The sequence below is a fragment of the Phyllobacterium sp. GQ127 genome (genome assembly GCF_059758635.1).
Genome location: NZ_JCAXDZ010000013.1, coordinates 17,646 through 43,161, shown reverse-complemented (window position 1 = coordinate 43,161; position 25,516 = coordinate 17,646). Strand labels below are relative to the sequence as shown.

Below are 25,516 nucleotides of genomic sequence, written 5' to 3'. Positions count from 1 at the left end.
CGAGACCCGGGCACACTGAAAATTCCTAACGATGATGCAGGACGGTCAGAAGGCCATCGATTTTTCTGACCGTCATGTCATAGCCATACACGGCTTTAAGCAGCGCCGGCGTCAGGACCTCGGCGGGCGCGCCGTTCGCAACGATCCTGCCATCCTTCATCGCAACGATACGGTCGGCATAGGTTGCCGCGTGATTGATATCGTGCAGGACAATGATGATGGTTTTTGCCTCGCTTTGGGAAATTTCTCGCAGGCCACGCATAAGCTCGCGGGCATAATACATATCGAGATTGTTCAGCGGTTCATCGAGCAGCATGTACTGCGTGCCCTGGCAAAATGCCATTGCAACCAGCGCGCGCTGACGTTGCCCGCCGGATAGGGTATCAATATATCGGTGTGCCATGGAATGCAGATCAAAGCGGTGCAGAGCCCGGTCTATCTGGTGCAAATCCTCGGCATCCAGTCTTCCGCCGTTGTATGGGAAGCGGCCGAATCCGATCAGTTCGCGAACTGTCAGCCGGCTGGTTATCGCCATGTCCTGCCGTAATATTGCAATCGTTCTGGCCAGCTCATGACCGGGCGTTGTGTTGACCGGCAGGCCATCGACACTGATGCTGCCGCCCTGCAGCGATTGCAGACGAGCTATCAGCGAGAAGAGGCTCGATTTGCCGGCGCCATTCGGACCGATCAAGGCGGTGATACCGCCTCTTGGCAATTCAAGGTCAATATTTTTGAGAATGGTAGCGCCCTGCAGAACCAGCGATACATCTTTGATCAGGATCATCGTTTTCCCGCCGACAGCAACATGAGTACGAAAACAATGCCCCCGATGAATTCAACGATCATGCCAAGCGTGGCTGCACCGCCAAGAATATGCTGCAGTACCGCCTGACCGCCAACCAGCACGATGATGGCAAGGAGGGCGGCTGCAGGCAAGAGCAATGCATGGCGCTGCGTTTTGACGATGCGTTCTCCGAGTGCTGCTACCAGCAATCCGAAGAAGGCCACCGGCCCGACAAGAGCCGTTGATACGCCGACCAGGGCGGCAACCAGAAGCAGCATGGCAGTAACGTATCGCCGCCACTCGACGCCAAGCCCAATGGCAGTGTTTGCACCGAGCGCCAGTACGTCAAGTGTGTTGCGGGCGCGCCACGCGACAGCGCAGCCGACGCAGGTGATCAATGCAGCTGCCGCAAGCAGATCCGTGCGAACCGAGTTGAAGCTGGCGAAGCTGGCACCCTGGAGGACGGCAAAATCGTTTGGATCGATCATCCGAGTCACAAGCTGCGAAAAACTTCGAAACAGGACACCTAGAATCACACCGGAAAGCAACAGCAGTGTCAGATCGACCCGCGCTTTGAGCATTGGCAGAAAAAGCAGAAACGCAAGCGCCATCATTGCCGTGACCTCGCCGGTAAACTTCCATTTGGGATCAATACCGGAAAAGCCGAGACCGCCGAGGACCAGCACAAGTACAGTCTGGCAAAGGAGGTAGAGTGCATCCAGTCCCATGATCGATGGCGTGAGAATGCGATTGCCGCTGATGGTCTGAAACAGCACTGTGGACACAGCGATCGCAACTCCGACCTGAACCAGCGCCAGAAGTTTCAGCGCGCGAAGTTCGAGCACGAAGCCAATATTGCCGCGCAGCCCAAAAGTCATAAAGGCAACAATCGATGCAAGCGCGGCGATGGCAAGCATGACAAGCGGTACGTTGATTGCTTTTCCATAAGTCGCGGACCTAGCGCTGTTCATATCTTGCCCTTGAAAACAGCAGCCAGAGAAAAACCATCGCGCCTACGACCCCCAGTATCGTTCCCACCGGTATTTCGTAAGGATACCGCAAAAGCCGTCCGATGATATCGCATCCGAGAACGAGAACAGCTCCGCTGGTTGCCACAAGGGGAAGGGCGCCGCGGACATTGTCGCCGAAAAGCCGTGAGATGATGTTGGGAACAACCAGCCCGACAAAGGGAATCATACCGACCACGACAACGGTCAGTGCCGACATGACCGATACGATGACCAGTCCCAATTGCAGCATGCGGGAATAGTTCAGGCCAAGGCCGATGCTGGCATCGCGGCCGAGCGAAACGATTGTCAGCCTGTCGGCCACCCACCAGGTGAGAGCCACCACCACTGTCGTGAACCACAGCAATTCATATCGTCCACGCAGAACGCCGGAGAACTCGCCGTTCATCCAGATTTCCAGATATTGCAGAAGATCGGTTTGCCAGCCGATAAACGTGGCAGCTGCACCGAGCACGCCGCCATAGATCAAGCCAAACAAAGGCACCAGAAGCGGTTGTGTCGGCGGCAATCGGTGGGCAATGCTGAGGAAACCCATGGTGCCGATGAGCGCGGCCGCGCTGGCGATGAGCGTTTTCATGCCTAAAGAGATCGAGGGCAACCATAGAGTGGCCAGGAGAATGCCGAGTGCCGCGCTCTGCGCCGTTCCGACAGTTGCCGGTTCAACAAAGCGATTGCGTGCCAGCGTTTGCATGACGAGGCCCGCAATGGCAAGGCCTGCACCCGACAGCACGGCGGCGAAGTTTCGGGGCAGGCGGCTGATCAGCAAAAGGTTGAGCGCCTCGCGATCGCCAAGGAGTTGCGTCAGCGGCATATCGCTGACGCCAACGAAGATACCGAAACCGAACAGCAGTACAAGAAACGTGACCATGAGCAGCATTGCACGGTCGCGCTGGTCGGTGGGGGTGATCATTGGGCTCTTGTGAATGCTTCGGTGATCCGGGCAAGCACTTCGCGCGTAGCCTGGCTGCCACCGGCGGCAATATAGAAATCGGCAGCAGGCAGGTATATGATCTGGCCCTTCTTCCACGCGGTGGTACTGGCAACCAGTTCATTGTCCAGTGTAACCTTGGCTCCCTGCTCGCCCGATCCGATTGCGGCAGAACGGTCAAGGACGATCAGCCAGTCCGGATTGGCCTTTTTGATGAATTCGAATGAGACCGCCTCGCCATGCGTGGCCGCTTCGACATTCTCCACAGCAAATGGCAGAGCGAGCGCCGCGTGCAGCCACCCGAAGCGTGATCCTTTGCCATATGCCGATATTTTGGGCCCGCTGGTCATGATAATGAGAGCATTGCCCCTGTCTTTGACGGCAGCGCGCGTGGCCTCGACCGCTTCATCAAGCTCCCCGCTGACAGCCTCGGCCTCGGCCTCTTTTTCGAACAGCATCCCGTAGGCTTTCAGCCTCGCCTTGGCCTGCGTCACAAGATCCGTGTCGTCCATGGTCATATCGATGGAGGCCGCTACCTGTTTCGTCATATCAAGCTGCGGCGAGGAGCGGCCTCCGACAATGATCAGTTCGGGTGCGAGCGCGCTCAGAGCCTCAAGATCCGGTTCAAAGATCGTGCCCACGACTTCTCCCCTTTCTTTCAGGGATTCGAGACGTGGTACGTAAAGTTTTTCCGGCACTCCGTCGATTTTGATGCCGAGCGCGTTGAGTGTGTCTATGGCGGCGATGTCATAGACGGCTATGCGTGCAGGTCGCGTGGCAATTTCAACCTTGCCCTTGGCGGTCTCTATCTCGGCAGCGAATACATTGCCGGTCGCGATCGCAAGACCTGCTGCAAGGAAGAGGCGTTTTGTCAAACTCATCTGTATGTCCATTCAATGGCAACAAGTGGACTAATCAACTAGAATGTCCCTGTACGCAAGGGGGCAGTCCGGCCTGCTGCCAGACGCCGGATGTTTGCCGCATCATGTGAAAGAACGTCAAAGCAATCTCCACCGAACCACTCTAGCGATGCTTCCGCGTCCGGGTCATCCATGATTTCGTCGAGGAAATCGGCATAGTCCAAGGCACCCTCGAAAAGCGGTGTCATGCCCTGGCGACGACCGGCCGCCGCATAGACGTTTGCAGGTTCAAAAATATTCAGATCCGCCCGGTCGCGCACGTTCTTCAAATGAAAATGCTGGATATGCGGACGCATGACGCGATAGGCCGCGACCGGATCATCCCCGCCTTCCCAGACATGCAATGTATCAAAGTTCAATTTAAGCGCCGAATGATTGACGTCTTCTATCAGATCCAGGGTAGAGGCCTGGTTGTCGGCGAGTGTTCCCGGATGTGTCTCGACAAGCAACGCTATGCCATGGTCTTCCGCTATCGAGCATACATCGCGCAAACGCTCCGAAAGAAGCTGCCTGGTTTCCTGCGTGGCAACGCAGCTCGCCTGATTGCCGGCGAAGGTCCGGATTTTCCGTGCACCCCAGCGGTTGGCAAGCCGGCACAGATCCGCCGTTGCACGGCGGAGCGTTTCGCGGTTCCCCTCAAGCGGCAGATAATCGCTCACCATGGGGACCGTCAAACCAAAGGACGCCAGCCAGGCCGCATTATATTCAGGTCTCTGGGCCAAGTTACGCGCATGAGCCGCCCACAATTCGACACCCTGAAATTCATTCCGGACTGCCCAACGTGCAATCTCTTCGAGCGAAATCAGATGATGGCGGAAGGTAATGGTGCACAGGGAGAGCTTCATGCCGCCGCCTCTTCTTTTCCGTTGCAGAGCGGATTGGCGATGATCCCGAGGGAGGCGCACCACAGCCGATAGGTTTCACCCATTTTCCGTTTGAGCGTGCGTTCGATGGCGTCTACCGAATCGATGCGTTCATGGACGGCCGCTGCAAGGGCCCGGTCGCCGGTCTGGGAGAGTTTCATAATGGCGTAGTGCAGCGATTTGAATCCCTGGATCAGCGTCTCGATCTCGTCGCAGATAATGTCGAATTCGGCGTTCGGCAGCTTCATTGCGCGCCAGAAATAGGCAAATCCGTGTTCCAGGGCATATTTCCGGATCGAGATGACCGGCAGCTCCCGCAACGCCGCTGCGAGGTTCTTAAGGACGGCACCACCTTCTGCACCAAGATGCCTGACGACGATACGGCGCGTTGCATCCGTCAAAGGGTTCTGATTTTCCTGAAAGCAGGCCAGAAAATAGTCCCTGATATCTTCGTCACGCGGCTTGCGGATCTCGGCACTGTCGAACAGGAAACCACCGCCAACCGTCGGCTGGCCGATCGCATGAATGATCTTTTGCCGTTCCATTTCGCCTTCCCAGCGAAAATCGGGATCGTTCACAAACCAGATGTCGGGATCTGCGGTTTTCTCCAGCATCAAATAATGCGGAAACGGGTTCTGGTTGAATTTGTTCTCTCGCTCGGGAAGATGAAACAGGTCGAGCATTACCATCAGGTACTGGCCTGGGCGTTTGGTTTCGAGAATATCCAGCATCACTGCAAGATTCTCTTCCTTCGACCGCAGCGGATCGTACCACTGGCTTACTTCCGGACCGTAGAGTCGCTGGAACCAGTACCGAAAAAAATCGTGGTTTATCTGTTCGGTGTGATATGCGAGGGTCCCGTTTTGCGTGATGGCGAAATCTGCATCCCATACGCCGAAGAAAAAGGGACGATGGTCGAGCTCCGGCCTCTGCTTCACCGCGTGGCAGACATTGCTGACAAAACAGTGAACCTTGATATCGATATAGTCTTCACCGTGCACCCCCAGGCCAGCCTCGGCTTCGGCGGGTGCGGATGCTAAGGTCTCGCCCGGTGCAGGAACAACCGGCTCAAAGGCGGCGATGAGATCGGCAACCGTTTCAAAATCCTGCCTGCCGATGATTTCTTCCGGCACCGTGAGACCGAAGCGAAGTTCGAGGCCGAGCAACAACTCGAGAACAAGAACCGAGTCCAGATAAAGGTCCTCGTTCAGCCGCGCTGCAGGACCATAGGCGTCCAGATGGACACTGTTGAGCTCCTCGCGAAGTACGGTTCGGATCGCTTCGAGATAGTGTTCGTTGGTCATTGTGCTGCTTCCCTGCCTGCGGGGTTAAATGCGCCGCTCTCGTAACGGGCCGCAATCTCGCGGCGGCTGATCTTGCCGTTGGCCTGCCGGGCAACCGTATCGACCTGGACGACCTCCATCGGAATCTGATGGCTGGCGAGATTGCTGCCACACCAATCGCGCATTTCCTGCCTTGAAACAGGTGCCGTTGCACTGAAGAGCAGCGCGACGCGTTCACCTGCAAAGGGGTCCGGTTTGCGGAATGCCACGGCATCGGTCACACACGGCATCGCCATGACTGCTGCCTCGACATCCCCGGGGTAGACATTCATGCCGGAGACATTGATCATGTCGTCAAGGCGGGAGATGAAGACGAGCATGCCGTCGGCGCGGCAATAGCCAAGATCTTGCGTATGGATCGCACCTTGCTTCCTTGCGACCACAATCTCGGCGGGAGCGTTGGCGTTGCCTGGATTGTCGAGCCTGAGATGCGGCAACACGTAACCGATCTCATTTGCGCCGGATACGTCGGGGTTGATGGCAATGCAACCTGCCTCTGAGCACCCATATTGCTGGTACATATGGGTCGACTTCGCTCTGATCCTTGCAAACCATGGCTCCGGCAGCAAGGTTCCAGACGTCATTGTTGCGTGGATTTTTTCATCCTGCGGCAAAAGCCGCGCAAGCGTGTGAAGCAATGCGGGCGAAGACAGAAGCAGCGGCCGGTCGAATTCCCGCAACTTGCGCAAGAGATATTTCGGATTGCCCGTATCGAGAATGACGGGCGTCGTGCCTCGTTTCAATGCAACCAGAATTCCGCAGATCAGTCCGTAGGAGTGGGTCGTTGGACAGGCAATGACGGGTGTCATGTCTTGCGGGGCGTGGAAGCTGCCCACATAGCTGTCGACCTCGGCGTCTATATCGCTCCAGGACCGGGCGATGCATTTGGGCTCGCCCGTGGTACCCGAGCTCATTTGCAGCAGCTCGCCCCGCCTTTCCGGGAGGGCATGCGGAAGCAGCTCCGCCTCAAGACTGTTATAGAAAAGTCGGTTGCAACCGGCTTTGTCAGCCAGTCTGCGCGCAGCAGCATAGGGTGTTCCCGGATGAATTGGCAGAACACTGGCGCCAACCGAACGAATGGCAAAAAACAGGGAAAGCCAATCAGCCGTTTTTTCGAAACACACGGCATACCTTCCATGCGCGTGCTCCGCCAGCCGTGCAGTATCCGTAACGCGCGCCATTTCAGCGTCGAAATGTCCCTTGCTCAAGAATTTGTCGTCGATCTGAATCATCGAGAAGCCCTGTATTTACGCCGCATCGGCAAGATCGCCGGATGGGGCAAGACTGTTGTCCACCTGATGGGAGAAAGACCGGCCCCTGTCGTCGAGCTTGCGGGAAAGGAGCGATTCCGTATTGATCAGGCGCCTGTCTGGACAAAGCCGCCCATGCCGTTCTTCCAGCGCCTCGTCCCGGGCATAGCGGATCAGTCGGGCACGCAGTTTTGCCCAGAAGGTTGTTTCCGCAAGTCCGTAACAATGTTCGAGAAGATGAGAAATTTCGCATAGATTGTAGATAAACAGCGCGTCCACGACGAGTTCACCCAGGCTCTCGACATCCTCCATCCAGTAATAGGTGTCGGGTGCGGCATCGCGATAGGCCGGGTTGATGGCGAGAAAGTCGGGAACCTGTGCTTTGGCGGCGAGAAAATCCGGTACATATTCGATACTGTCGTGGAAGTCCCGCAAAACGAGCCTTTCCGGCCAGCCATTGCGATGAACGAGAATCATATTTTGCCCATGTGCTTCGGTGGCTATCCCGTGGCGAACCAGGAGGTGCCATACCGGCATGACGGAGACCTCGATCAGCCGGTCGAGCCACGTGTCCAGGCCATAGCGTTCGATCCAGTCATCGATGAACGGTCGTCCATCCTTTTCCATAACCATCAACGCATTGAGCGGAGCCGCGGTCTCACCGTCCTTAAGCAAACCGTTTATGCTCTGCCGCCAGATCGCAGCAACCTGTCCCGCCAGCGGACTATCGCGGCCGGCAATGATACCTGCATATTCGGGAAGGATCGAGAGGTTGTATCGCGACCCGAAAAGCGGATCGCTTTCGATAATATCCTCAAGCCATTTCGAGATCACGGGCGCAGTGCAGACACAGTGCGGTTCGAGCGTGCGGCGTGAAGATGAATTGATCATATTCATTGCTACCTTGACGCTGGCGAGATGCGGGTTGTCGGCATTGAACAGCGTGCGCACCGATTGACTGGCCCTGTAGTGATCGCCCGCAGCACCAAGGAAAAATGCGCTGCCGCCAGCCAGCCAGGGGGAGAGAGCTGTGTCTTTCAGCTCATTCCATTGCCAGGGATGCAGCGGAATGAGTCCGAATGACGGGCTTCTTGCTCCGCAGGCCAATCTGCGCTTGTTCAAGAGCGCCCATTGTTCAGCACCAAGTTCTTCGAGCCAGAATGCCTCTTCATCACTGGGAAGCGCCTGATGTAGAAGATCGTGCGAAACGGCGAGCCACACCAGTTGAAAAGCGTTTGCCGCCTCTGGTCCGTAGGCCAAATGATCCCAGTCGCTAAACCCTGTGCGTGCCTTGTAGCAGGGATGATAGGGGTGCCCCTCGTCGAGAGCGGAATCAAGTTCGGCAAAAGGCAGTTCGCGTCGTGACATCCTGTGGCAATGCAAATCGTTCAGGGCACTCAGCTGCGCCGTACGCTCAAGCTCCGTCAGCAATTGCAGTTTTTGTTTGGGGGCAGCGCCAAGGCTTTCAACGAGTTGCGACAATCCGGCTTTAACCCAGCGGCCGTCGCGCAAGATTTCAACAGAATCCGGGACAATGCGTACACGGCCGAATGCACCGATTTTTCCGCGGCTGCGGTAATCGTCCTCGCCAAGACGCCAGGTGAATTCCGCATTACTGCGGATCGTCATGGGTTGGCTCGAAAGTCCTTCGTAGAGAATGGCCTCGACCAGTTGGCGGACCACGCGAAGGGCAGGGCGATCATGAATATCAAGAGGCAATGGCACGGCCGGCCTCACGAACAAATGCCCCGGAAAGCCGGCAAAGCGGATTGGGGAAACTGGTATACAATTGACCTTCGGATTCGTTGGAAAGTTCGTCCACATCAAGCAGACGGATCATGAGATTGGCCTTGGCGGTGATCGTCGGCCGATCCAGCAGGCTCAATGCGAAATCGCGACCCGCTCCTTTCAAGGTACGCGACAGCGTCAAAAGACGTTGCTGCAACATATCGAGCAGAAGGTCTTCGGTGGTCAGACCGTCATGCCCCATGCGCGTGATGATTGAGAAAACCTGATTGACCATAAGGTAGTAGGCAAATCTATCGCGGATCTCGCGGTCATCGAAGAACAGGCCGTCAATGGTTTCGGCTTCGGGCAATAACTTGCTCAACTGATCCCGGTAGCGGTTCGAAAGATAGAATCCCTGATTATCCCGGTAGTAGTAGGTTTCCGGATAGCCGTTGGTTACGTCAAGCAGGCTGTTCTGCTGATGCGCTTCCAATGCGATCCCGAAAGTGTCGTAGACCCGGATCAGCGGTTCCACGGCACATTCCAGATATTTGCTGAACCATTCCTGGCAGGCGAGGGAAATATCCATACGTTGTTCATCGGCGATTTGCTGCAGCAAAACCGCAAGGCGTGATTGTGCTCCCGGAAACGGCTCGGCGGTCAGCGCTGCTATGGTTATCGCAGACTCCTCGTGTCCGGTGCGAAACGGGTTCTGACGGAAGATCACCTCAAATCCGCTTTCCGCACGACCGGGTAGATCCAACGTCATGTAGGCCGGATCATGGATTACCCGCAGGGTTGGTTCCGTATCCGGGATGCCGGCTCGGACAAACAGCTTCGCCATTGCCACGCCAGCGCCCAGCTCGTGGCGGCGATTGAGCCTGACCGAATTGGTGATGCGCACAGGCAGTGAGAACTTGGGCATCCATTCCTGTTGCGGATTGTAGACAGTGCGAACAGATGACGTGGCGGTGAAGGCAGGCCCTTGGGACCCAAGGCAACGGAGCAGGCCTTGCGACTGCAGCTTTCGCACGTTGGGTTCCAGAAGCAGTGCCTCGGCCTGAAGCGGATGCATTGGAATCAGCATCTCGTTCGGTGCCAGGTCGAGTTTCACATCGCCGATCAATGCGCTGACTATTCCGGCTGCATCGGTTTCAAATGCCGAGGCGTGCCTGACAAGGCCATGATCCGCGGCGAAATAGACAAGCTGAAATTGTCCCTTCAATTCCGGCGCATACGCAGATTGCTGCCACTCGGTCATTCCCTGCAGGCTTTTGGGAGTTGGATGGAGCCAGTGACCGAAGACCAGAGATTGCTCGGCATTGATAAAACCGGCATCCTCGACCATCACTCCATCTCTGGCGTCGAGATAGAGTTTTGTTGATTGATAGCTCTGGAGTACACGCTGCAGCAATTCCAGTTCCTGATGGCGCAACGCATCCGTATGTCCGTCACCAATCCGTTGATACGCATCCGCTATCAGAATGTAGATCGCCGAGAATGGCTCAATCTGCCGCCAGACACTCTCGGATGTCCGCCTTGACCATGCAGTGCCGAGTTTGTGCGGCCCGCAAAGCGACCAGGAACACACCTCGATGCGCAGCGCAGTTTGCTGTCCGGGAAATGTCAGTTCGATGCAATCGTCCAGACCGGACTTGTCAGAAAGATGCTTGACAGGCAAGCCATGATTGATCTCACGCAGGTAACAGTTGGCAAAACTTTGGAAGGTCGATTGCTCTGCAATTTGACGCGTTGAGTGCATGTTTATCTCGTGACTCGGACACGGCTGCCGCATCGCTGGTTTCAGACTGTCGTTTTAGTATCAATCGTTCAAACAACCCATGTCAGGTGGGTTGGCTTGTCGCGAAAGGCGAACCTGAGCAAATGGTTTTCGACGACTTCCTGAGTCTGCGAAAGTTGATCCTGGTCGGGCGATTTAATCCGAATCTCGATCGCGTTCTCCTTTGCGTTCAACGCTGCGACACCGCAGGAAAAGCGCAATTCGCCATCATTTTCGGACCAAGTGACATCTATTTTATGGGAAAAATGCTTGCACAATTGTGCAAGATATTTCTTTGCCGAGGCGGTCTCAAAACGTGTGGATGACTCATACATGAACATCTTCTTTTAAATATGACTCGTTTTCTCTACTTAAAAGAATTGGATCAAGCAATCAAGGCTCGGTCAAAAAATTACAGCTCCGAGCAAAAAAATCAGTACAGCGCAATCTAGCCTGCGGTAGGTGCATAGTGGCTCGTCACGTATAAGTGCTGATCGAGTTTCCGAGAAATCAAACTACGCCTCCGGAATGCAGTTCAAGGGGTCGTCTGAGTGCCCCTAAAGTGAAATGTTAAGAGTAGAGTTTAAAAGCCACGCAAGATTTACCTTCGGAAGACGACTGCCCTCTATTGGACATGCTGGCTAGTGGCGGAATGCCAGTGGCCGAGTTTTTCTTCGAGCCCACGCGCTAAACCAATTACGGGTTTTCGGTTCAATCCTCTTCAAGGTGGTGGTGGTGGAAGCGTTTTTGTACAAACGATTAAACGAAGCCAAAATTCCGCAGGAGAGGGCAGCTGGATTGTCTGCTTCAGTCGGTCTCCAAAGCGGTCAGCAAATTGTCGCGTTCAACCAGTCCCTGCCGGCCATCAATAGTGCCGACCCCAAGCCTCGCAAATAAAACAACGCGACTTGGCGCTCTGCCCAACCGACGAACCATCCTACGGGCTTGTTTTTCTGAATTTTGCCGTTCGAGCTGCGAAGCCACCCGCTTCCAGTCTTGCCATGTTTCTAGATCGCAACAATCGCCTCAACTTCCACTTGCGCGCCCTTAGGAAGGGCGGAAACTTGGTAGCAGGCGCGCGCCGGTTTATGCAATGTGAAAACCTTGGCGTACTCTGCGTTCAACTCATCGAAACGAGCGAGATCCGTCACCAAAATGGTCGCTTTTACAGTTTTTTGGATGGAACTTCCGGCCGCTTCGGCAATAGCTGAGATGTTTGCGAGGCATTGCGCAAGCTGGTCCACCGGATCATCAGAGATAAAACTGCCAGTTTTTGGGTCTATGGGAAGTTGTCCAGAAATGAAGATCAGTTCGCGGTGAATGATCGCCTGCGAATATGGTCCGACAGCGCGAGGCGCATTTTCGGTGTGGAGCGATGTTGGCATCAGATGGTCCTCGATTGCGATAGAGTAAAAGGGAAGCATGCGACGGAATCAACCGACATCCTGTTGACCTTGAAGCGTGAGTTGACATCGATCGCAGCGAAACACCATGTGACCGTGCTCGATGGGCACTCCATCGTTGTCGTATGATGTGCGAAGAATTGAGATCAGAGGCGCTCCGGAGAGCGTCTCAAACCGGATGGCATGCCTTGCATCGGCTACTATCGCGCTGAGGCGAAAGTCAATCGTCCCCAGGCGGCGTTGCAAGCGCTTGGAAACAGCACTCGAGATCGCTGGCGCAATCATATCATCTTCGGACAGGGCGCCGGCTAAAACAGAAGGCACGTATACTTGTTCACCACCAACTGGCTCGCCACACAGATAGAAGACGCGCAGGAAGAAGAACACGTCTGATCCCGGGGGCAACTCCAATGCTGCCTGTATTTCACCCTTAGCTATATATGAACCGGATCGCTCCATCGCGATTTCATCGAAAATATCCATATAGTGCAAATTGTCCGACGCGATATCGATCAAACCACGTTTGCCTTGCTCAATCGCGGGATTGACGAAGGTTCCTCGAGGAGCCTCCCTATGGATAAGGCCGTCTTGTTCCAGAATCTGCAGCGCTTGCCTAACGGTTGCCCGACTGACTGCGAACTGCCGGCATAGAGATTCTTCAGTAGGCAGCTGATCGCCTGGACCAAACTCACCAAGCCATATCTGATCTCTGAGGAGTGCTTCGACTTGGCGGTAACGAGGCACCACCGTGCTCCGCAGGGGCGTAATATCCTGCTCGTTCGCGCTTTTCGTCATCTGTGCCATTTGCGTCCTTGACCCATCAGTTTTTCCGTTGACTCATTGTATGATTATACGTACATTAAGACAATGGTGGCTTCAAGAGATTTAAATCCTGCCATCGTGGGGAACTAAAATAGTTCGTGCCAATGGGGCACGTATCGCGGGGGTCTGTCCCTCGTGGGCCTACAGGGAGATGTGAGATGACCGCATTCACGCGACGCAATCTAATGGCGCTGGCCACTACGCTTAGCTTTGTGGCTTGGCCATGGACGGCGCATGCCGAGACGGTTCTGAATGTGGGAGCCTATCCGGCTAATCCTCCATTCGAATACAGGACACCCAGCGGGAATTTTGAAGGTTTTGAAATCGACATTATTAACGAAGTGGCCAAACGTATCGGGGCAACCGTCAATATTTCAGACTTCGGATTTCAAGCCCTGTTTGCGGCGACCACCTCAAAACGTATTGATGTTGCGATCTCGTCCATCACCATCACCAGTGAGCGATTGAAATCTCAGTCTTTTACTCAGCCCTATTACGACCCGACAACGGACGTAGCAGCACGAAAGGACAGCCCGTTGAAGACGGCTGCCGATCTTAAAGGAAAAACTGTCGGCGTGATTTCCGGGACCGTCGGCGAGAAGTGGGTGAACGCTCATAAAGCCGAAATCGGAATTGCCGATATTAAATCATACAACGCTAAGCAAGAATTGTTGCTCGATCTCATCGCTGGACGTGTTGACGCCGCGGTTAATGACAGCATGCGCTATGGACTGGCAAAGAATCCCGATCTGGAAGTTAAGGAAAGTATAAAGTCAACTGATCGCCTAGGGATGATGATGACCAAGAACCACCCCATGTTGGGAGCGGTGAATGATGCTATCGGGGCCATGAAGAAGGATGGGACGATGGCCGTCCTTTACAAGAAGTGGTTCAACGCAGAACCGACTGCAGGTTCTTCGACCGTTACTATGGAGCCACTGCCAGCCCTATAGCTGATGACTCTCAAAGGTCCATCATCCGGCCCTTATGTATGATCGATGCGGTATTTGTCCGCGACCTTCCTCTTTAACTCGCATCACCTGAAACTTAGCGAACATGTTGCGCCAGTCTCTCGCGCCGTGCCGCTACTTGATCTACGGAAACACTGATGGGCCTCTTTGAAACGTTCTTTAGTCCCGAAGTCCTTTCATCCAGCCTACCGGCATTAATGCGCGGCTTCACCAATACGTTGTTGCTCGGAATTATGAGCATCGCCATAGGCATTCCGCTTGGCCTGCTTGTTAGCCTCGTTAGACTGTACGCGCCAAGGCTGCTTCGCCTAATAGCTGTCGGCTTCATCGACATCTTTCGAGCTATTCCAGCGTTGGTCGTTCTTATACTCGTCTACTACGCTCTTCCTTTCGTCGGCATACGTTTTTCATCGTGGTCGGCCGCCATTTTCGCCTTCTCACTCGTGCTTGGCGCCTATTCGGCAGAGATATTTCGGTCTGGTATCGAAAGCATTTCCAAGGGACAATTCGAAGCGGCATCCGCCTTGGGACTGCCATTCTTCTTGACCTTGCGCAAAGTTGTGCTGCCACAGGCATTTCGTGTAGTCATTCCGCCGGTCACAAGTAATTGTGTGTCGATGTTTAAAGAAACGTCTCTTGCCTCTACCGTTGCTCTTCCTGAGTTACTGAAAGCTGCAACAGATGCTCAAGCATACTACGCAAACCCATCGCCGCTCATCGGCGCCGCACTAGTTTATCTCGTCTTTCTTTGGCCGATGGTGCGACTGGTTGCGCTGCTTGAGCAACGTTTCAAGGCGGAAAGAGCACACTAGAACCGCGCTGATGCGCAAGGAGATCGATCTTGTCAGCACTTAACAACATCCAACCGCAGGACACCGAGTTATCGCAAATCGCTACTCGGGAGAAGGACGAACACGGTGTCACGGACAGCACAATCATTTTCGGAATGGAGGACACAACAAACTCCTTTTCTTTGGATGAAGAAAACAGAGGCTTCCGCATGGCTTTCGAACAGCGCAACACTCAAGGCTTGGTCAACGGCCGCACGATCGCCTGGAAAGGTTACACCCGATCAGGCGGGGCCGCTGTTGATGTCGCAGTTGCCAATGCACACAAGCTTGTGCTGGATGATCATGTGTTCGCGTTGATCAATTTCGGTGGGCCGGAAGCTATGACCCTTGCAGATTTTAGCCAAACGAATCGCGTGCCTCTGCTCTTCCCCCACACGACACTGTTCGCAAGCCAAGATCGCCGATACGTGTTTACGTCGCTCCCCCACTATGTTGGCGAGTTGCGAAAAATAACTGAATACGCAGCAAAAGAACGCGGACTCAAACGCGTCGCGCTTCTACGTGATCCAAACGAGTATGGCGACCTGTATCAGGAGGTCCTTGAGCGCTACGCACCGGAGTTTGGATATGTTGTCAGCGGAGTGGCGCATGTTGAACTGCGTGAACCGGACGATCTTTCAGAAGTGTTCAAAACGGTTGTGTCTGATGCCGATGCGGTATTTCTGGCTCTATATCCGGCCCAGGCTAGGGCGGCTATGGCTGCTAAAGCTACGCTAGGTTGGCAGGGAACGATGATTGCCTCGGGTCCGCTGGCTGACGAACAGTACTTAGGCGGAGATACATCCGCTGAAGGGACTTTGGGTTTCTGCCATTTTCCAGACCCTGAATTAAGCATTGAACCGGGTCTTCAAGCCTATCGAGACGCCCTCCACACCTTTCACCCTGGGCGGCAACCAAACCGATACACATTGTACGGGTACGTCTATGGCAAGTTAATTGTGCACGCCCTCGAACGCGCTGGCCGTATCTTGACGAGAGAGTCCTTTATCGAAGCGATGGAAACGATCGTCAACTGGGAGTCTGGTGGCACGATCCCGCCAGTCACGCTGTCAAAGGACAGCCATCACGCGCAGCAGGCTGGTTTGATCTCGGAGATGAACAATGGAAGGTTTATTCCGGTCGGCGGATGGGTCAGCTAAGAACGGATTCGCGAAGGAAAAGATCGTCCCAAGGATCGAGATCACAGAACCGCGTCGTTGATTGGATGCCTCAAAGCTGTCTTCTCGATAACAGTTGCCGCCCGGCATGTTTACAATCGGTCGGCGGTGTCTCAGACCGCATTTCGGCGTGAGCTGGGAAGAAAATCGCCCGCGATGTCACAACTGCCGAAGTGAGAAAGGCGCAATGGGCTGATGGCCTCTCGCTCATCGAGCCTCTTGTCTTGAAGGAGGAGCGCTAAGATGAGCACCGACCGGGATACCGTGCGGTCCTATGATACGGTCGCGGCGGAGTACGCTTCAGAGGCCGCGGCGATGCCCGAATGGGTCGCGACAGAGATCGATGTGTTCGGGACCGCGCTGGGTCGCTCGGGCAGGGTGCTGGAGATCGGAAGCGGTGGCGGGCGAGATGCACTTGAGCTTGAGAAGCGGGGGATTAGTGTCCGGCGCACCGACATTTCGAAGGGTTTCGTCGACCTGCTTTGCGAACGTGGCTTCGAGGCTGACCTGTTGGACCCGCTGACCGATGACTTGGCCGACCCGCAACGTCCCGGCACGCCGTACGACGGGATCTGGGGCTGTGCCAGCCTAATTCACGTCGCGCGCGAGGATTTCGGCACGGTGCTTGGACGGCTGGCCGAGGCGACCCGGACCGGTGGCCGACTGCACGCCTCGGTTAGAGAGGGCGACGGCCAGGATGTGTCCACATATGGCAGTACTGCTGCGCCGCGGCGATACGTCGAGACGTACTGGCGCGACTCTGGCCTGCGGTCCGCACTAGCTGACGCTGGCTGGATCGTCAGCGAGGTACGTCGGTGCGTCGGAAAGCCCCCTGATCGGTGGCTGAGCGTTCGGGCGAGTCGGGCGTGACGCCCAAAGGCTTGCGCGAATGGCCGGTTGTGGCACGACTATGAACTTATGTCGAAATGTCTGCTTCCGGGCGAAGGCAAAGATTGCCTCTATGGCCGATATTGGGGCTTTACGGTCCGGCCGCTACGGATCTCATTTCTGCCGTTAAAGTGCGAAAATGGTGATGTGCGATGCCGTCATTGGCATTACCGCCAAGCGCTGCGTAAGACCTTAACGAGTAGGCACTGATGCGTCATTGGATAATGGTACCTGTTGTCTTTGCGCTGGTCATGCCGGACTGTTCGGCATCTTGCAATTGACCAACGCCAGAACCTTCCAGCTCTTTGGCGATCTCGTAGCTCGAGTCGACACTGATCAGGCCGTTGTGGCGCTTACCTTCGATGATGGTCCCACAACCGACTATACTCAACCCGTGCTCGAAATTTTGAAAGCGCATGACGTTAGGGCGACATTCTTCCTCACCGGCCGAGAGACTGCCAAGAATCCGCAGGGGGCCCAAAGCTATAGCGGATGCCGGTCACGAGATCGCCAATCATTCCCTGGTCGCACAATCGCATGATCCTCGTAAGCCCTACAACGGTTCGCGAGGAAATCGAGAGCACGGATGCTGAGATCCGCGATGCGGGGTATAACCATCCGCCTGCGGGACTTCCTTGGCGTGCCACCAGTTGCGTTTGATCTCGCGGTGGAGGGTCGAGCGATGACGGCCAAGAACGACTGCAATCTGCGCCAAGCCTGCCTTGGCTTGCAATATCTGCGAAATAATCCGGCGTTCATCCATCGTCAATTGCGTGAAATTGCGAAGCATTCCATCCTCCTGGAAAAAAAAGAAGGTTTTGTACGTGTCGCATTTGAAAATAGAATGTGCCCTAATAGCAATCTCGCTTGCCGAGCAAGACGGACTGATGGTTGTTCTCGCGATGTCGCTTTTAACCTTGGCTCGCTTTGTTTCTTATTATCTTACAATGGCGGCTGGTACAGCCTTGGTATGGCTGGTCTGATTTATCAGCCGGTTTGTTTTGTCACTTGCCAGTATTGAGCGGATTGCACCGCTTCTAAGTTATGAACGAAGATCAAATATCCTGAAATTCACTCGGTGACACTAGAGCGGTTGATTCGAACCTGCCCAGGTGTAAGATTTTTAAGGCGTTTCATTGTGTTTGTGAGATGGCTTTGACTGGAAAAACCTGACCGATGAGCAATTTCAAATATGGGAAGATTAGTTTGCGTCAATAATGCTTCCGCTTCCTCGAGACGAACTTTGGTTAGATACTGATGTGGCGGCATGCCGAAGGTAAGGGTAAAAGCGCGAATGAAATGGCTGGGCGAAGATTGCACAATCCTTGACATTGAAAGTATCGTTAGATTTTCCGCCAAATTCTGATGAATATACTCGCGGATACGCTTCACATGATGTCCAGCCAATCGCGTTTGCATCACCGGCTTCGTCATTTTATGTGCCGAGTAAGTCCGGATGATATGAACGGCCAGCACGGTCATCAAAGCGTCGAGATATACCGGATTGATGACAGCGCTGGATAATTCCTTGGCCATCGCGGTCCCAATGCGAAGTGCCCTAAGATCAACATGACCAAATTGGGGAGGGCGAAGGTCCCATTTGTTGCCATCCAGTTCTGTGGCGGCCAAGGCTGCATAAGCATTGCGGCCGAACGCAACGGCAACATTCTTTTTCATGCCTGACCAGCGAAGGCTGCGGTCTATATCCGCAGGGTTGATGACCACAGCACCTGCCGGCGCATTGAACTGATGCGTCCTGTCGCTTGCGAATGCCGCTTCCATTCCAGGCGATGGTGAAAGCATGATGCTGGCAAAATCCACGCTGGTGTGAAAACTCATTGAACCTGCTGATCTGCTCGCCTTGATCACTCCACCGACAGATGTCTCAAATCTGGGTCCGACACTTTCTGGAATTGCGTTCAATATTCCGGAAGGATTCGAAAGATCAAGCTGTACAAGCGAATGGTTTATCGGCGTATTCATATAAGGCTGTGCACCGGGTTATGCTCAACAATATCCGTAACCCTTGCCGAAAATGAGCAAGCGATACGCAACTCGTCATTGAGCAACGTTGATCTGCAATGTTTGATTAAACGCACTATAAAGTTCGCCAACCCATCAGTGTCGCGACGCTTGAAGCTGGTGACTCCCTACCAAAAAATCATACAATTCAAAGTCTGTAAATATGGGAATATCAAGTGGAACTGGTTTAAAATGCGAGAATGTTCAAAAACAGACTTTATGCGGAGCTTGGCATGAGTATTTGTCAGCTAGGCAAGTCATATATCGAACTGATTTTATACATGGGGCTTGGCGGGACGAATTCCTGGGTATATCGGAGCCTACACGTGGATCCGATCGTTAGGTGAAACAGGCCGCTCGTGAGCAGATCTAAGGCGTTTATTGCGCTCTGTTCGAAAGGCGCGCAGTGTCGTCAGGGGGCAGGTGACTGACGGTGGGGACGTCATTATATCCGACAACTGAAACATCGTGGGGTACAGAAATTCCGAGGCGGGACAGACCCGGACAATGCGCCGATCGCAATGTTGTCGTTTGCGGCAAAGATCGCTGTCGGAGATCTTTCAAGCGCATGAATTGCTCTGCCGCATCCGCCCCGGCATCGATCCCGAACGTTGAGGGAGTAATGCAATCCGAACTGACCGGGACCTTGGCTTCTTCCCATGGTTGCCTGCAGCTTTCAACGCGTCCAAGCGAACTGGAGGCATGTGGTGGACCGGCAATCCTTGGAATCGATCGCTGCTCTTTGCTGAAAGATTGCCTTACAAGGCTCAATCAGTGATAGCTTTATATTCCACTCCAGAAAAGTCATGCGGAAGAGTTTGCTGGTTCGCAAGCGTGGCTAAATACATAGGCCGCCCACGATGCCGCGGAAATCCGTAGCCTACAACATGTCCTCTCTCATGGGCATTCAGGGTTACCCCACGAGATGAGCCGCGCGGCACTCTACTATGCCTCTAATCGGCGACCACGGGCGACAAGATGAAGGTAGACTGTGGTCGCTACTAATTATCAATCACTACCAGGGGTTGCGGGACTTCCCTATCATACCAACAGTTGCGTTTGATCTCACCATGAATCGTGGAGCGGTGGCGACCAAGAATTAATGTGATATCGGCCAATCGGCTTGCAACATCTGCGAAACAATACGGCCTGCCTCCTTCGTCAATTGCGTAACACTACGGGGCATTGAATCCTCGAGGGGTTTGTACGTGTCGCAACTGAAAATTGAATGTGTCCTGTTACGATTATGATCGAAGTACACGAAGCAGGCTGGAGAAATCCGCTTGGTATGTTCGACAAAACCATCGAAGACGCGCTCTGCTAGTGTTTCTTCGGCTCATACATCGGCGACATGCTGTGCGCGGCATCAAGCATCTGTAGTTCAGTTGGCAGTTCACCCCAGGAAATATAAAGTTATTTGGTTACGAAGATTCGAACGGATGCCGGAAATCCCCTATTATCGGTATTATTAAAGGAGGGGTTTCTGGTAGTTGCTGTAATTGAATGAGTTTTCCTTTCGCGGCAGGCCAAAGGCTACAGCGCTTCATCCACCCGTTAAGCGAGTATGTGCTGACACCCAGATGCTTCTCAACATCCGCGATTGAATAACGTTCCGTTATTTGTTTGAACGCTTTCAGCCTAAATTTGTTTGTGAAATTACCTTTGTTCATCACTCGCTCGTTGCCTCATTTTGAAGACTATTCCAATTGTTTCACATGCGACGAACCAAGTGAGGTAGGTCTTAGGTCTTGTGTATCAGGTTAGTTCCATCCTTCGCCAACATCTATCAGCGTCAACTTTTTTCCAACCTTACGGCTTTTTGTGCAGATTGCTTAATGAGCAATCTGTTAGCAAAATCTTGAAGAGGCCACCGAGAGATATCCGCAATCGCGGGACGCTGCAGATAAGCGCTGGTGATCGGTTCACACTTGTCCCATACTGGGCTTTTAGCCTCGGCGTGGGGGAGCGCTTGGTCAGCTTCGCGTGTTAAGGTATTCTGTCATTATTCTTCGAGTGATGGTTCATAACCTGTTTTCGGGCGCCGTCGCGAACTCTTGATGCCGCTGGACAAGAGATATTCGCCGGATTTCACCAGGAAGTGCTCGTTGTCTCGAATTCTACGTTGTGCCGCCTCGCCAATCTTGCTGATAGTCAAGGCGGCGAGAATGTTGGCGATGGCGATTGCTCCGAGCGTGGATTCGGGGAATGCGCGACCCGAGGACTGTGCCACAAAATGCAGCGGCCCTGCAAACTTGCTGATGGGGGCGGCGAAGCTGTCAGTGATCGCGATAATCTTCCCTCCTGAAAGCGACGCCTTTTCAGTCAGCCTGTGCACAAGGCGGTTGAATGGTGCGAAGGTTGTCGCGACAAAGGCATCGCCGGGCTGGATATCGTCCAAAGCGCCCTCCGGCCCACCGCCTGGAGTGTCCAGCAGGACAATGTTTGGACGCGCTTTCTGCAGGGTATAGGCGAGGGTATAGGCAGGCGTGAACGCCGTTCGCCGGCCGATGACATAGACTTTCGGGGCGCTGGCCAGCAGTTCGACGGCACTTTCAAGTCTTTCCTCTGACAGATGCGCTCTTGCTTGCGCAACGACGCCTTGCTCGGTCGCAAAGAAGGAATCGACGAAAGCCTTCAGTCCGGAGCTTTTGCCCAATTCGGAGATGAGCGTCCGCGCGCTCGATTCATTGCGGTGTATGGACTGGCGATCTCGTTGACGGCCCTCCGGTGTTGTATCGATGAATTGTTGCCGCAGATCGCCATAACCTGCCATCCCCAACTTTTGAGCCAGCCGGACAAGGCTTACGGGCTGAACATTCGCGCGTCGCGCGATCTCCCGCATCGAGTAAAATGGAATCTCGTCGGCATTGTTGATGACATAATGGGCAGCGTCTACGGTCTGTCCCGACAGTTCAACGCATATCACCTTAAGCTTTTCTATCAGTTCTGGTCTGGTCACATGCGCCTCTGGAACATGGAGGACTTGGGCGTATATGAGGCGGACCAGCTGTTGGCGATTCGCCAAGAGAAATCACAAGTGATGGCCATCTTTCGATCTCCGTCTGTAATCATTGGTTAGAAACATCCTCATCCTCGGTTGAATATGTACGTAGCATTCGGCTCGTTGACAATAACGATAACGGCCGAACGGCTAGAATTGCCTTGTAAAAACCGGAGAGGATCAGATTTCTGTTTGACCGTTTAAGAATTCTTGCGGCGTCCGACAAACCCTGCCTTCGTGAGTGAAACGCAATGTCCAGCCCCAAGAGAGCAATCCCGTTTGCTTCTCGTGTAACTGGCTCTTGCGGTTCCTCTGTATTGAGGGTGCTGGTTTAAGGATCCGCGTTATCGCGGTTCGTTAGTTAAAAATAGCGTGCGTGCGGCTATTTTACTGCGCCACCGAGAGCAAAACCTGCTTTGAATTGGCGGGACATTCCCAGAAATAGCATGATTAGCGGGAGCGAGTAGACGATGGAATAGGCGGCTATGACACCATAGTTGATCGAGTTTGAGCCCATGAATCCGAAAAGGTGTACCGGTGCCGGTTGATCAGCCAGACTGTTGATAAGAACCACTGGCATTAGAAAGTTGCCCCATGCATTGACGAAACCGAAAATTGCAGAAGAAGCGAGACCTGGCTTGACCAGGGGCAAGATCACACGGATTAATATCTGGAGCGTGTTGGCCTGCTCAAGTGCGGCTGCCTCCTCAAGCTCTGTCGGAACCGCATCTATGAAGTTCTTCAATTGGTAAATTTGGAAGGGAATAGCGGTTACGCCGAGTAATATCCCCGTCGGGATAATGGACAGCCACCCCAGTGTTGCGAACATTTTGTAGACGGGAACGATCAAAATCGAGATAGGCACCCCGGAGAGGAACAGTACAGTTAGCAAAATGGGATTTTTGAATGGAATGTTGTGCTTCGAAAATGCGTAAGCGGCGATGAACGCAGCAGCCGTACCAACCACGGTGGCGACTGTCGATATCAGCAAGCTATTTCCGAGCGCCAAAAGATTGTCCGCTTGGACAGCAACCCAGTAATGCTCAGCCGTCAAGTCCGGGGCCTTCAGCTGATTCGTTGCACCGTGATCGACTGAAGCAAGCACCATCCACATCATTGGCAATACGAAGAATATCGCCAGAACAAGCGCAGTGGAATTACTGACAATCCGGTCCGCCGTAATTTTGTTCGGTTTGTTTGCCTTTTGCCCTCGTGGTGGGCAAGAAGTGCGCTCGACTGAGGTTGTTTGCATTCCAATTACCTTCATCATTGGAGTATCAACGGCATTGTTGGGGTACGCCTAGCGACGAGACTTGGTTGCCCAAACAAACAGACCGCCGAGAAATGCCGATAGGAGCACCATGACATTGCCCAACAACGCGGCATAGCCGAGGTTGTGGAACTTGAAGCCCTGTTGGTATGTATAAACGGGTAGAATATTCGTATCGTTGCCCGGTCCCCCGCCTGTCATCAGATATATCAAGGTGAAATTGCCGAACGTCATCAACATCATCAGCAGAGCGCATGTTACTATCGTTGGCTTCAGCATTGGCAGCGTTATCCGCCTCAACGACTGAAGCGAGGAGGCGCCTTCCAACTGAGCGGCTTCCAATAGATCGCCGGGTATGTTGCGAAGGGCCGCCGAGAACATTGTCATTGCGAGGCCGGCCAATGACCAAGCATTTGCGGTCGAGACGACCAGCATGGCGTGCTGGTATAGAAGATCAAGGCGCTGATTGCCTGCCAGGAGAGCGATAAGACCGGATTGCGTACTCGTCGCCATCCAAAGAAATGCTATTGTTGTTGGAGGCAGTGTCCAGGCCAGGATAGCGGCAGCGCTGGTGATCCATCTTATCGGCGCCACACAGTTCTGCAGCGCCAGAGCCAAGATAAGCCCAAGCGACGTCGTTGCGATCGCACCTGATCCGACAACAAAAATGACCGTAAGCCACAGAGATTTATAAAAGATCGCGTCGTTTAGAAGAAATGCGACATTGCTCAACCCGGTAAAGCGGTAGTTGATCGCATGGATGCCGATCAATTGTAAATTGGTGAAGCCAAGATAGATTGCATATAGTACTGGCCCAAGAAAAAGCATGCCAAGAAGCGATGCAGCCGGAGACAGCAAAATAAAGCTGATTGGATTCACTTGAGGCGTATCCAAGCGCACGCGTGCGTGCGCCTGGTCACTCGTATTGCTTCCCACCTGGGTCCCGGGCGCAGCTACCGGGCCCTGGTTGGCACTCATTGAGTGCTTCGAATTCAAGGCAAGGTCTCCAAGTTGTCTTCGCCCACTTGGGTTGCCATATACGATCGGAGGATTCCGACACCCTCGTCAATCGTGGTCTCCGGCTTCAACACCATCGCTTGAGTAGCTTGCTGGAACGCATTGCCCCAGATCGGAAACTCGGCCTGTGAAGGCATGCTTCTCGAGGTTGAACCCAACTCGGCGAACGCTTCTTGGAAGGGCGGACGGCTGAGGGAAATATAATTTGGATCGGTCTTCAAGGACGCCATGGGCGGGGCAACCGCCACCCAGGCTGCAATGTTCAGCATATTTTGCTTTTGCTGCATGATATCGATTGCAGACCATGCGAGCTCGGGATTCGACGGGTCTTTGGACATGGACAGGACAACGCCGTTAAAGCTCGCCCCCATTCCCGGTGTCTGGCCTTCTGACGTCGGCACCTTGGCGAAACCGATCGTTTCTTCCTTATCATCCCAGCAAGGGGCGCATATATCCTTGCCCCAGAAGACCGGGATCCAATTTCCTGCAAAGGTGATACCGAATTTATGATCGTGCAAAGCCTGCGCGGGATGAGTTGCGCCGTTGGGATCCATGACCTGCGAGGTGGGCGCGAGAAGACCTTCCGCTGCTGCAGTCTTGTAGAAGTTGAGAACTTCCCTGATGCCCTTGCTGTCAACGACCCATTTCTTGGTAGCTGTGTCATAGATCGTTGGCGTGCTGGATGCCGACAGCAAAAGGCCAGGTCCCGCCACCACGCCAAAGGTGCCTTGCGACGTGCCTGTTATGATGTAGAGCGGCGAAGCATCGGGAGACGTCTTCTTGATCGCCCGCGCGGCGTCAAGGATTTCAGTCCAGCTTTTCGGCGCCCAATCCTTCGGTATGCCGGCCTTTTCCGTCAGAGTACGGTCAAAAAGGATGCCATAGGTATTGATCCCTTGGGCTACCGAATAGACATGGCCATCGTATTTTCCTGACTCTTTCACGGCGTCCGGAGTGTCCTGCCACCAAGGTGCGTTCGCAACTTTCTCGTCGATCGGCGAAAGAAGTTCGCTGCCAGCGAATTGTCCGACATTGATATCGAAATACTGGACCACATCCGGCTTGGTGTCCGGCGAGTTGTAAAGGAGGCTCAATTTGGTAATGAAGTCGTCATAAGTGCCGGGGACCGGGATGAGTTCCATCGTGTCCCCGGGATGCTTCGCCTCAAATTGAGTCTTGACGTCGGCGAACCATTTTTGAGCGAGCTTGGGATCAGCGAAGGTCCAGTTCAGACTGAAAGCTACCTTCACATTTGCTGCCTGGGCAGCGTCCACATATGCGGTTGAAAAAACCGTTGTGGCCATGAGGGCGGCCAAAGCAAAATTACGCAATACCCGATTGATGGCTTTCGTGCTTTTCAAGCGGTTTGAGTGACGCCGCGATGAACTACTGTCGTGATCGGCTTGCGAGCGCTCGTCAGATTCATCATTCAGCGTCGCGTAGGAAGTGTATCCAACTCGGTATGTCGACATAAACTCTTTCTCCCAGTT

Annotated in this window: 24 protein-coding genes and 2 pseudogenes; 5 read left to right on the top strand and 21 right to left on the bottom strand. The window is 54.0% G+C overall.

Annotated features, from left to right (window positions below; genetic code table 11):
* Nucleotides 1-25: 25 nt before the first annotated feature.
* The 13 genes and pseudogenes from AC6CHM_RS24690 to AC6CHM_RS24630 form a co-directional block, all read right to left on the bottom strand.
* The gene (locus AC6CHM_RS24690) at nucleotides 26-784 is read right to left on the bottom strand and encodes an iron ABC transporter ATP-binding protein (RefSeq protein WP_498175918.1); all 759 of its coding nucleotides are present in this window, start codon (nucleotides 782-784) and stop codon (nucleotides 26-28) included.
* Complete coding sequence (locus AC6CHM_RS24685; RefSeq protein ID WP_498175916.1) at nucleotides 781-1,755, bottom strand: iron chelate uptake ABC transporter family permease subunit; 975 nt, start codon at nucleotides 1,753-1,755, stop codon at nucleotides 781-783. The genes AC6CHM_RS24690 and AC6CHM_RS24685 overlap by 4 nt, the downstream gene beginning before the upstream one ends.
* Nucleotides 1,742-2,722, bottom strand: a complete 981-nt coding sequence (locus AC6CHM_RS24680) for an ABC transporter permease (protein WP_498175914.1) — start codon at nucleotides 2,720-2,722, stop codon at nucleotides 1,742-1,744. Before AC6CHM_RS24680 ends, AC6CHM_RS24685 begins: the two co-directional genes overlap by 14 nt.
* Nucleotides 2,719-3,621: a siderophore ABC transporter substrate-binding protein gene (locus tag AC6CHM_RS24675; RefSeq protein ID WP_498175912.1), complete on the bottom strand. Its 903-nt coding sequence runs from the start codon at nucleotides 3,619-3,621 to the stop codon at nucleotides 2,719-2,721. The genes AC6CHM_RS24680 and AC6CHM_RS24675 overlap by 4 nt, the downstream gene beginning before the upstream one ends.
* 38 nt (nucleotides 3,622-3,659) lie before the next feature.
* Nucleotides 3,660-4,505, bottom strand: coding sequence for a sugar phosphate isomerase/epimerase family protein (locus AC6CHM_RS24670; RefSeq protein ID WP_498175910.1), 846 nt, complete (start codon nucleotides 4,503-4,505; stop codon nucleotides 3,660-3,662).
* The gene (locus AC6CHM_RS24665) at nucleotides 4,502-5,827 is read right to left on the bottom strand and encodes a DUF6005 family protein (protein ID WP_498175908.1); all 1,326 of its coding nucleotides are present in this window, start codon (nucleotides 5,825-5,827) and stop codon (nucleotides 4,502-4,504) included. Before AC6CHM_RS24665 ends, AC6CHM_RS24670 begins: the two co-directional genes overlap by 4 nt.
* Nucleotides 5,824-7,098, bottom strand: coding sequence for an AMP-binding protein (locus tag AC6CHM_RS24660; RefSeq protein ID WP_498175906.1), 1,275 nt, complete (start codon nucleotides 7,096-7,098; stop codon nucleotides 5,824-5,826). The genes AC6CHM_RS24665 and AC6CHM_RS24660 overlap by 4 nt, the downstream gene beginning before the upstream one ends.
* A 15-nt stretch (nucleotides 7,099-7,113) precedes the next feature.
* On the bottom strand, nucleotides 7,114-8,841 hold the full coding sequence (locus tag AC6CHM_RS24655) for an IucA/IucC family protein (protein ID WP_498175904.1): 1,728 nt from the start codon (nucleotides 8,839-8,841) through the stop codon (nucleotides 7,114-7,116).
* Nucleotides 8,825-10,606, bottom strand: coding sequence for an IucA/IucC family protein (locus tag AC6CHM_RS24650; RefSeq protein WP_498175902.1), 1,782 nt, complete (start codon nucleotides 10,604-10,606; stop codon nucleotides 8,825-8,827). The genes AC6CHM_RS24655 and AC6CHM_RS24650 overlap by 17 nt, the downstream gene beginning before the upstream one ends.
* 68 nt (nucleotides 10,607-10,674) lie before the next feature.
* The gene (locus tag AC6CHM_RS24645) at nucleotides 10,675-10,959 is read right to left on the bottom strand and encodes a DUF2218 domain-containing protein (RefSeq protein WP_498175900.1); all 285 of its coding nucleotides are present in this window, start codon (nucleotides 10,957-10,959) and stop codon (nucleotides 10,675-10,677) included.
* Nucleotides 10,960-11,497: 538 nt separating this feature from the next.
* A pseudogene (locus AC6CHM_RS24640) lies at nucleotides 11,498-11,628 on the bottom strand (class D beta-lactamase); the annotation flags it as partial.
* 3 nt (nucleotides 11,629-11,631) lie between these two features.
* Nucleotides 11,632-12,009, bottom strand: a complete 378-nt coding sequence (locus tag AC6CHM_RS24635) for a Rid family detoxifying hydrolase (RefSeq protein WP_498175898.1) — start codon at nucleotides 12,007-12,009, stop codon at nucleotides 11,632-11,634.
* 48 nt (nucleotides 12,010-12,057) lie between these two features.
* Nucleotides 12,058-12,831: a GntR family transcriptional regulator gene (locus AC6CHM_RS24630; RefSeq protein ID WP_498175895.1), complete on the bottom strand. Its 774-nt coding sequence runs from the start codon at nucleotides 12,829-12,831 to the stop codon at nucleotides 12,058-12,060.
* Between the two features lie 203 nt (nucleotides 12,832-13,034).
* On the opposite strand from AC6CHM_RS24630, the gene AC6CHM_RS24625 reads away from it, so the two are divergent.
* The 4 genes from AC6CHM_RS24625 (at nucleotide 13,035) to AC6CHM_RS24610 (ending at nucleotide 16,698) form a co-directional block, all read left to right on the top strand.
* Nucleotides 13,035-13,802, top strand: a complete 768-nt coding sequence (locus AC6CHM_RS24625) for an ABC transporter substrate-binding protein (protein WP_498175893.1) — start codon at nucleotides 13,035-13,037, stop codon at nucleotides 13,800-13,802.
* A 155-nt stretch (nucleotides 13,803-13,957) separates the two neighbouring features.
* Nucleotides 13,958-14,632 carry an amino acid ABC transporter permease gene (locus AC6CHM_RS24620; protein WP_498175891.1) on the top strand — a complete coding sequence of 225 codons (675 nt, stop codon included), beginning with the start codon at nucleotides 13,958-13,960 and terminating at the stop codon, nucleotides 14,630-14,632.
* A 29-nt stretch (nucleotides 14,633-14,661) separates the two neighbouring features.
* Entirely contained in the window at nucleotides 14,662-15,810 is a 1,149-nt protein-coding gene (locus AC6CHM_RS24615) for an ABC transporter substrate-binding protein (RefSeq protein ID WP_498175889.1), read from the top strand.
* Nucleotides 15,811-16,071: 261 nt separating this feature from the next.
* Nucleotides 16,072-16,698: a class I SAM-dependent methyltransferase gene (locus AC6CHM_RS24610; RefSeq protein WP_498175887.1), complete on the top strand. Its 627-nt coding sequence runs from the start codon at nucleotides 16,072-16,074 to the stop codon at nucleotides 16,696-16,698.
* A gap of 232 nt (nucleotides 16,699-16,930) precedes the next feature.
* Here the strand turns inward: AC6CHM_RS24610 and AC6CHM_RS24605 are convergent, their stop codons facing one another.
* Nucleotides 16,931-17,107, bottom strand: coding sequence for a hypothetical protein (locus AC6CHM_RS24605; protein WP_498175937.1), 177 nt, complete (start codon nucleotides 17,105-17,107; stop codon nucleotides 16,931-16,933).
* On the opposite strand from AC6CHM_RS24605, the gene AC6CHM_RS24600 reads away from it, so the two are divergent.
* Nucleotides 17,063-17,257 carry a polysaccharide deacetylase family protein gene (locus AC6CHM_RS24600; RefSeq protein ID WP_498175935.1) on the top strand — a complete coding sequence of 65 codons (195 nt, stop codon included), beginning with the start codon at nucleotides 17,063-17,065 and terminating at the stop codon, nucleotides 17,255-17,257. The genes AC6CHM_RS24605 and AC6CHM_RS24600 overlap by 45 nt on opposite strands.
* A gap of 12 nt (nucleotides 17,258-17,269) precedes the next feature.
* Here the strand turns inward: AC6CHM_RS24600 and AC6CHM_RS24595 are convergent, their stop codons facing one another.
* The 7 genes and pseudogenes from AC6CHM_RS24595 to AC6CHM_RS24565 form a co-directional block, all read right to left on the bottom strand.
* Nucleotides 17,270-17,479, bottom strand: a complete 210-nt coding sequence (locus tag AC6CHM_RS24595) for a helix-turn-helix domain-containing protein (RefSeq protein ID WP_498175933.1) — start codon at nucleotides 17,477-17,479, stop codon at nucleotides 17,270-17,272.
* Nucleotides 17,480-17,787: 308 nt separating this feature from the next.
* Nucleotides 17,788-18,555, bottom strand: coding sequence for a helix-turn-helix domain-containing protein (locus AC6CHM_RS24590; RefSeq protein ID WP_498175885.1), 768 nt, complete (start codon nucleotides 18,553-18,555; stop codon nucleotides 17,788-17,790).
* Nucleotides 18,556-19,058: 503 nt separating this feature from the next.
* Nucleotides 19,059-19,473: pseudogene (locus tag AC6CHM_RS24585) on the bottom strand (substrate-binding domain-containing protein); the annotation flags it as partial.
* A 1,267-nt stretch (nucleotides 19,474-20,740) separates the two neighbouring features.
* Entirely contained in the window at nucleotides 20,741-21,697 is a 957-nt protein-coding gene (locus AC6CHM_RS24580; RefSeq protein ID WP_498175883.1) for a MurR/RpiR family transcriptional regulator, read from the bottom strand.
* A 424-nt stretch (nucleotides 21,698-22,121) separates the two neighbouring features.
* Nucleotides 22,122-22,991, bottom strand: coding sequence for a carbohydrate ABC transporter permease (locus tag AC6CHM_RS24575; protein WP_498175881.1), 870 nt, complete (start codon nucleotides 22,989-22,991; stop codon nucleotides 22,122-22,124).
* A 48-nt stretch (nucleotides 22,992-23,039) separates the two neighbouring features.
* Entirely contained in the window at nucleotides 23,040-23,987 is a 948-nt protein-coding gene (locus AC6CHM_RS24570) for a carbohydrate ABC transporter permease (protein WP_498175879.1), read from the bottom strand.
* A 14-nt stretch (nucleotides 23,988-24,001) separates the two neighbouring features.
* On the bottom strand, nucleotides 24,002-25,498 hold the full coding sequence (locus AC6CHM_RS24565) for an ABC transporter substrate-binding protein (protein WP_498175877.1): 1,497 nt from the start codon (nucleotides 25,496-25,498) through the stop codon (nucleotides 24,002-24,004).
* Nucleotides 25,499-25,516 lie beyond the last annotated feature (18 nt).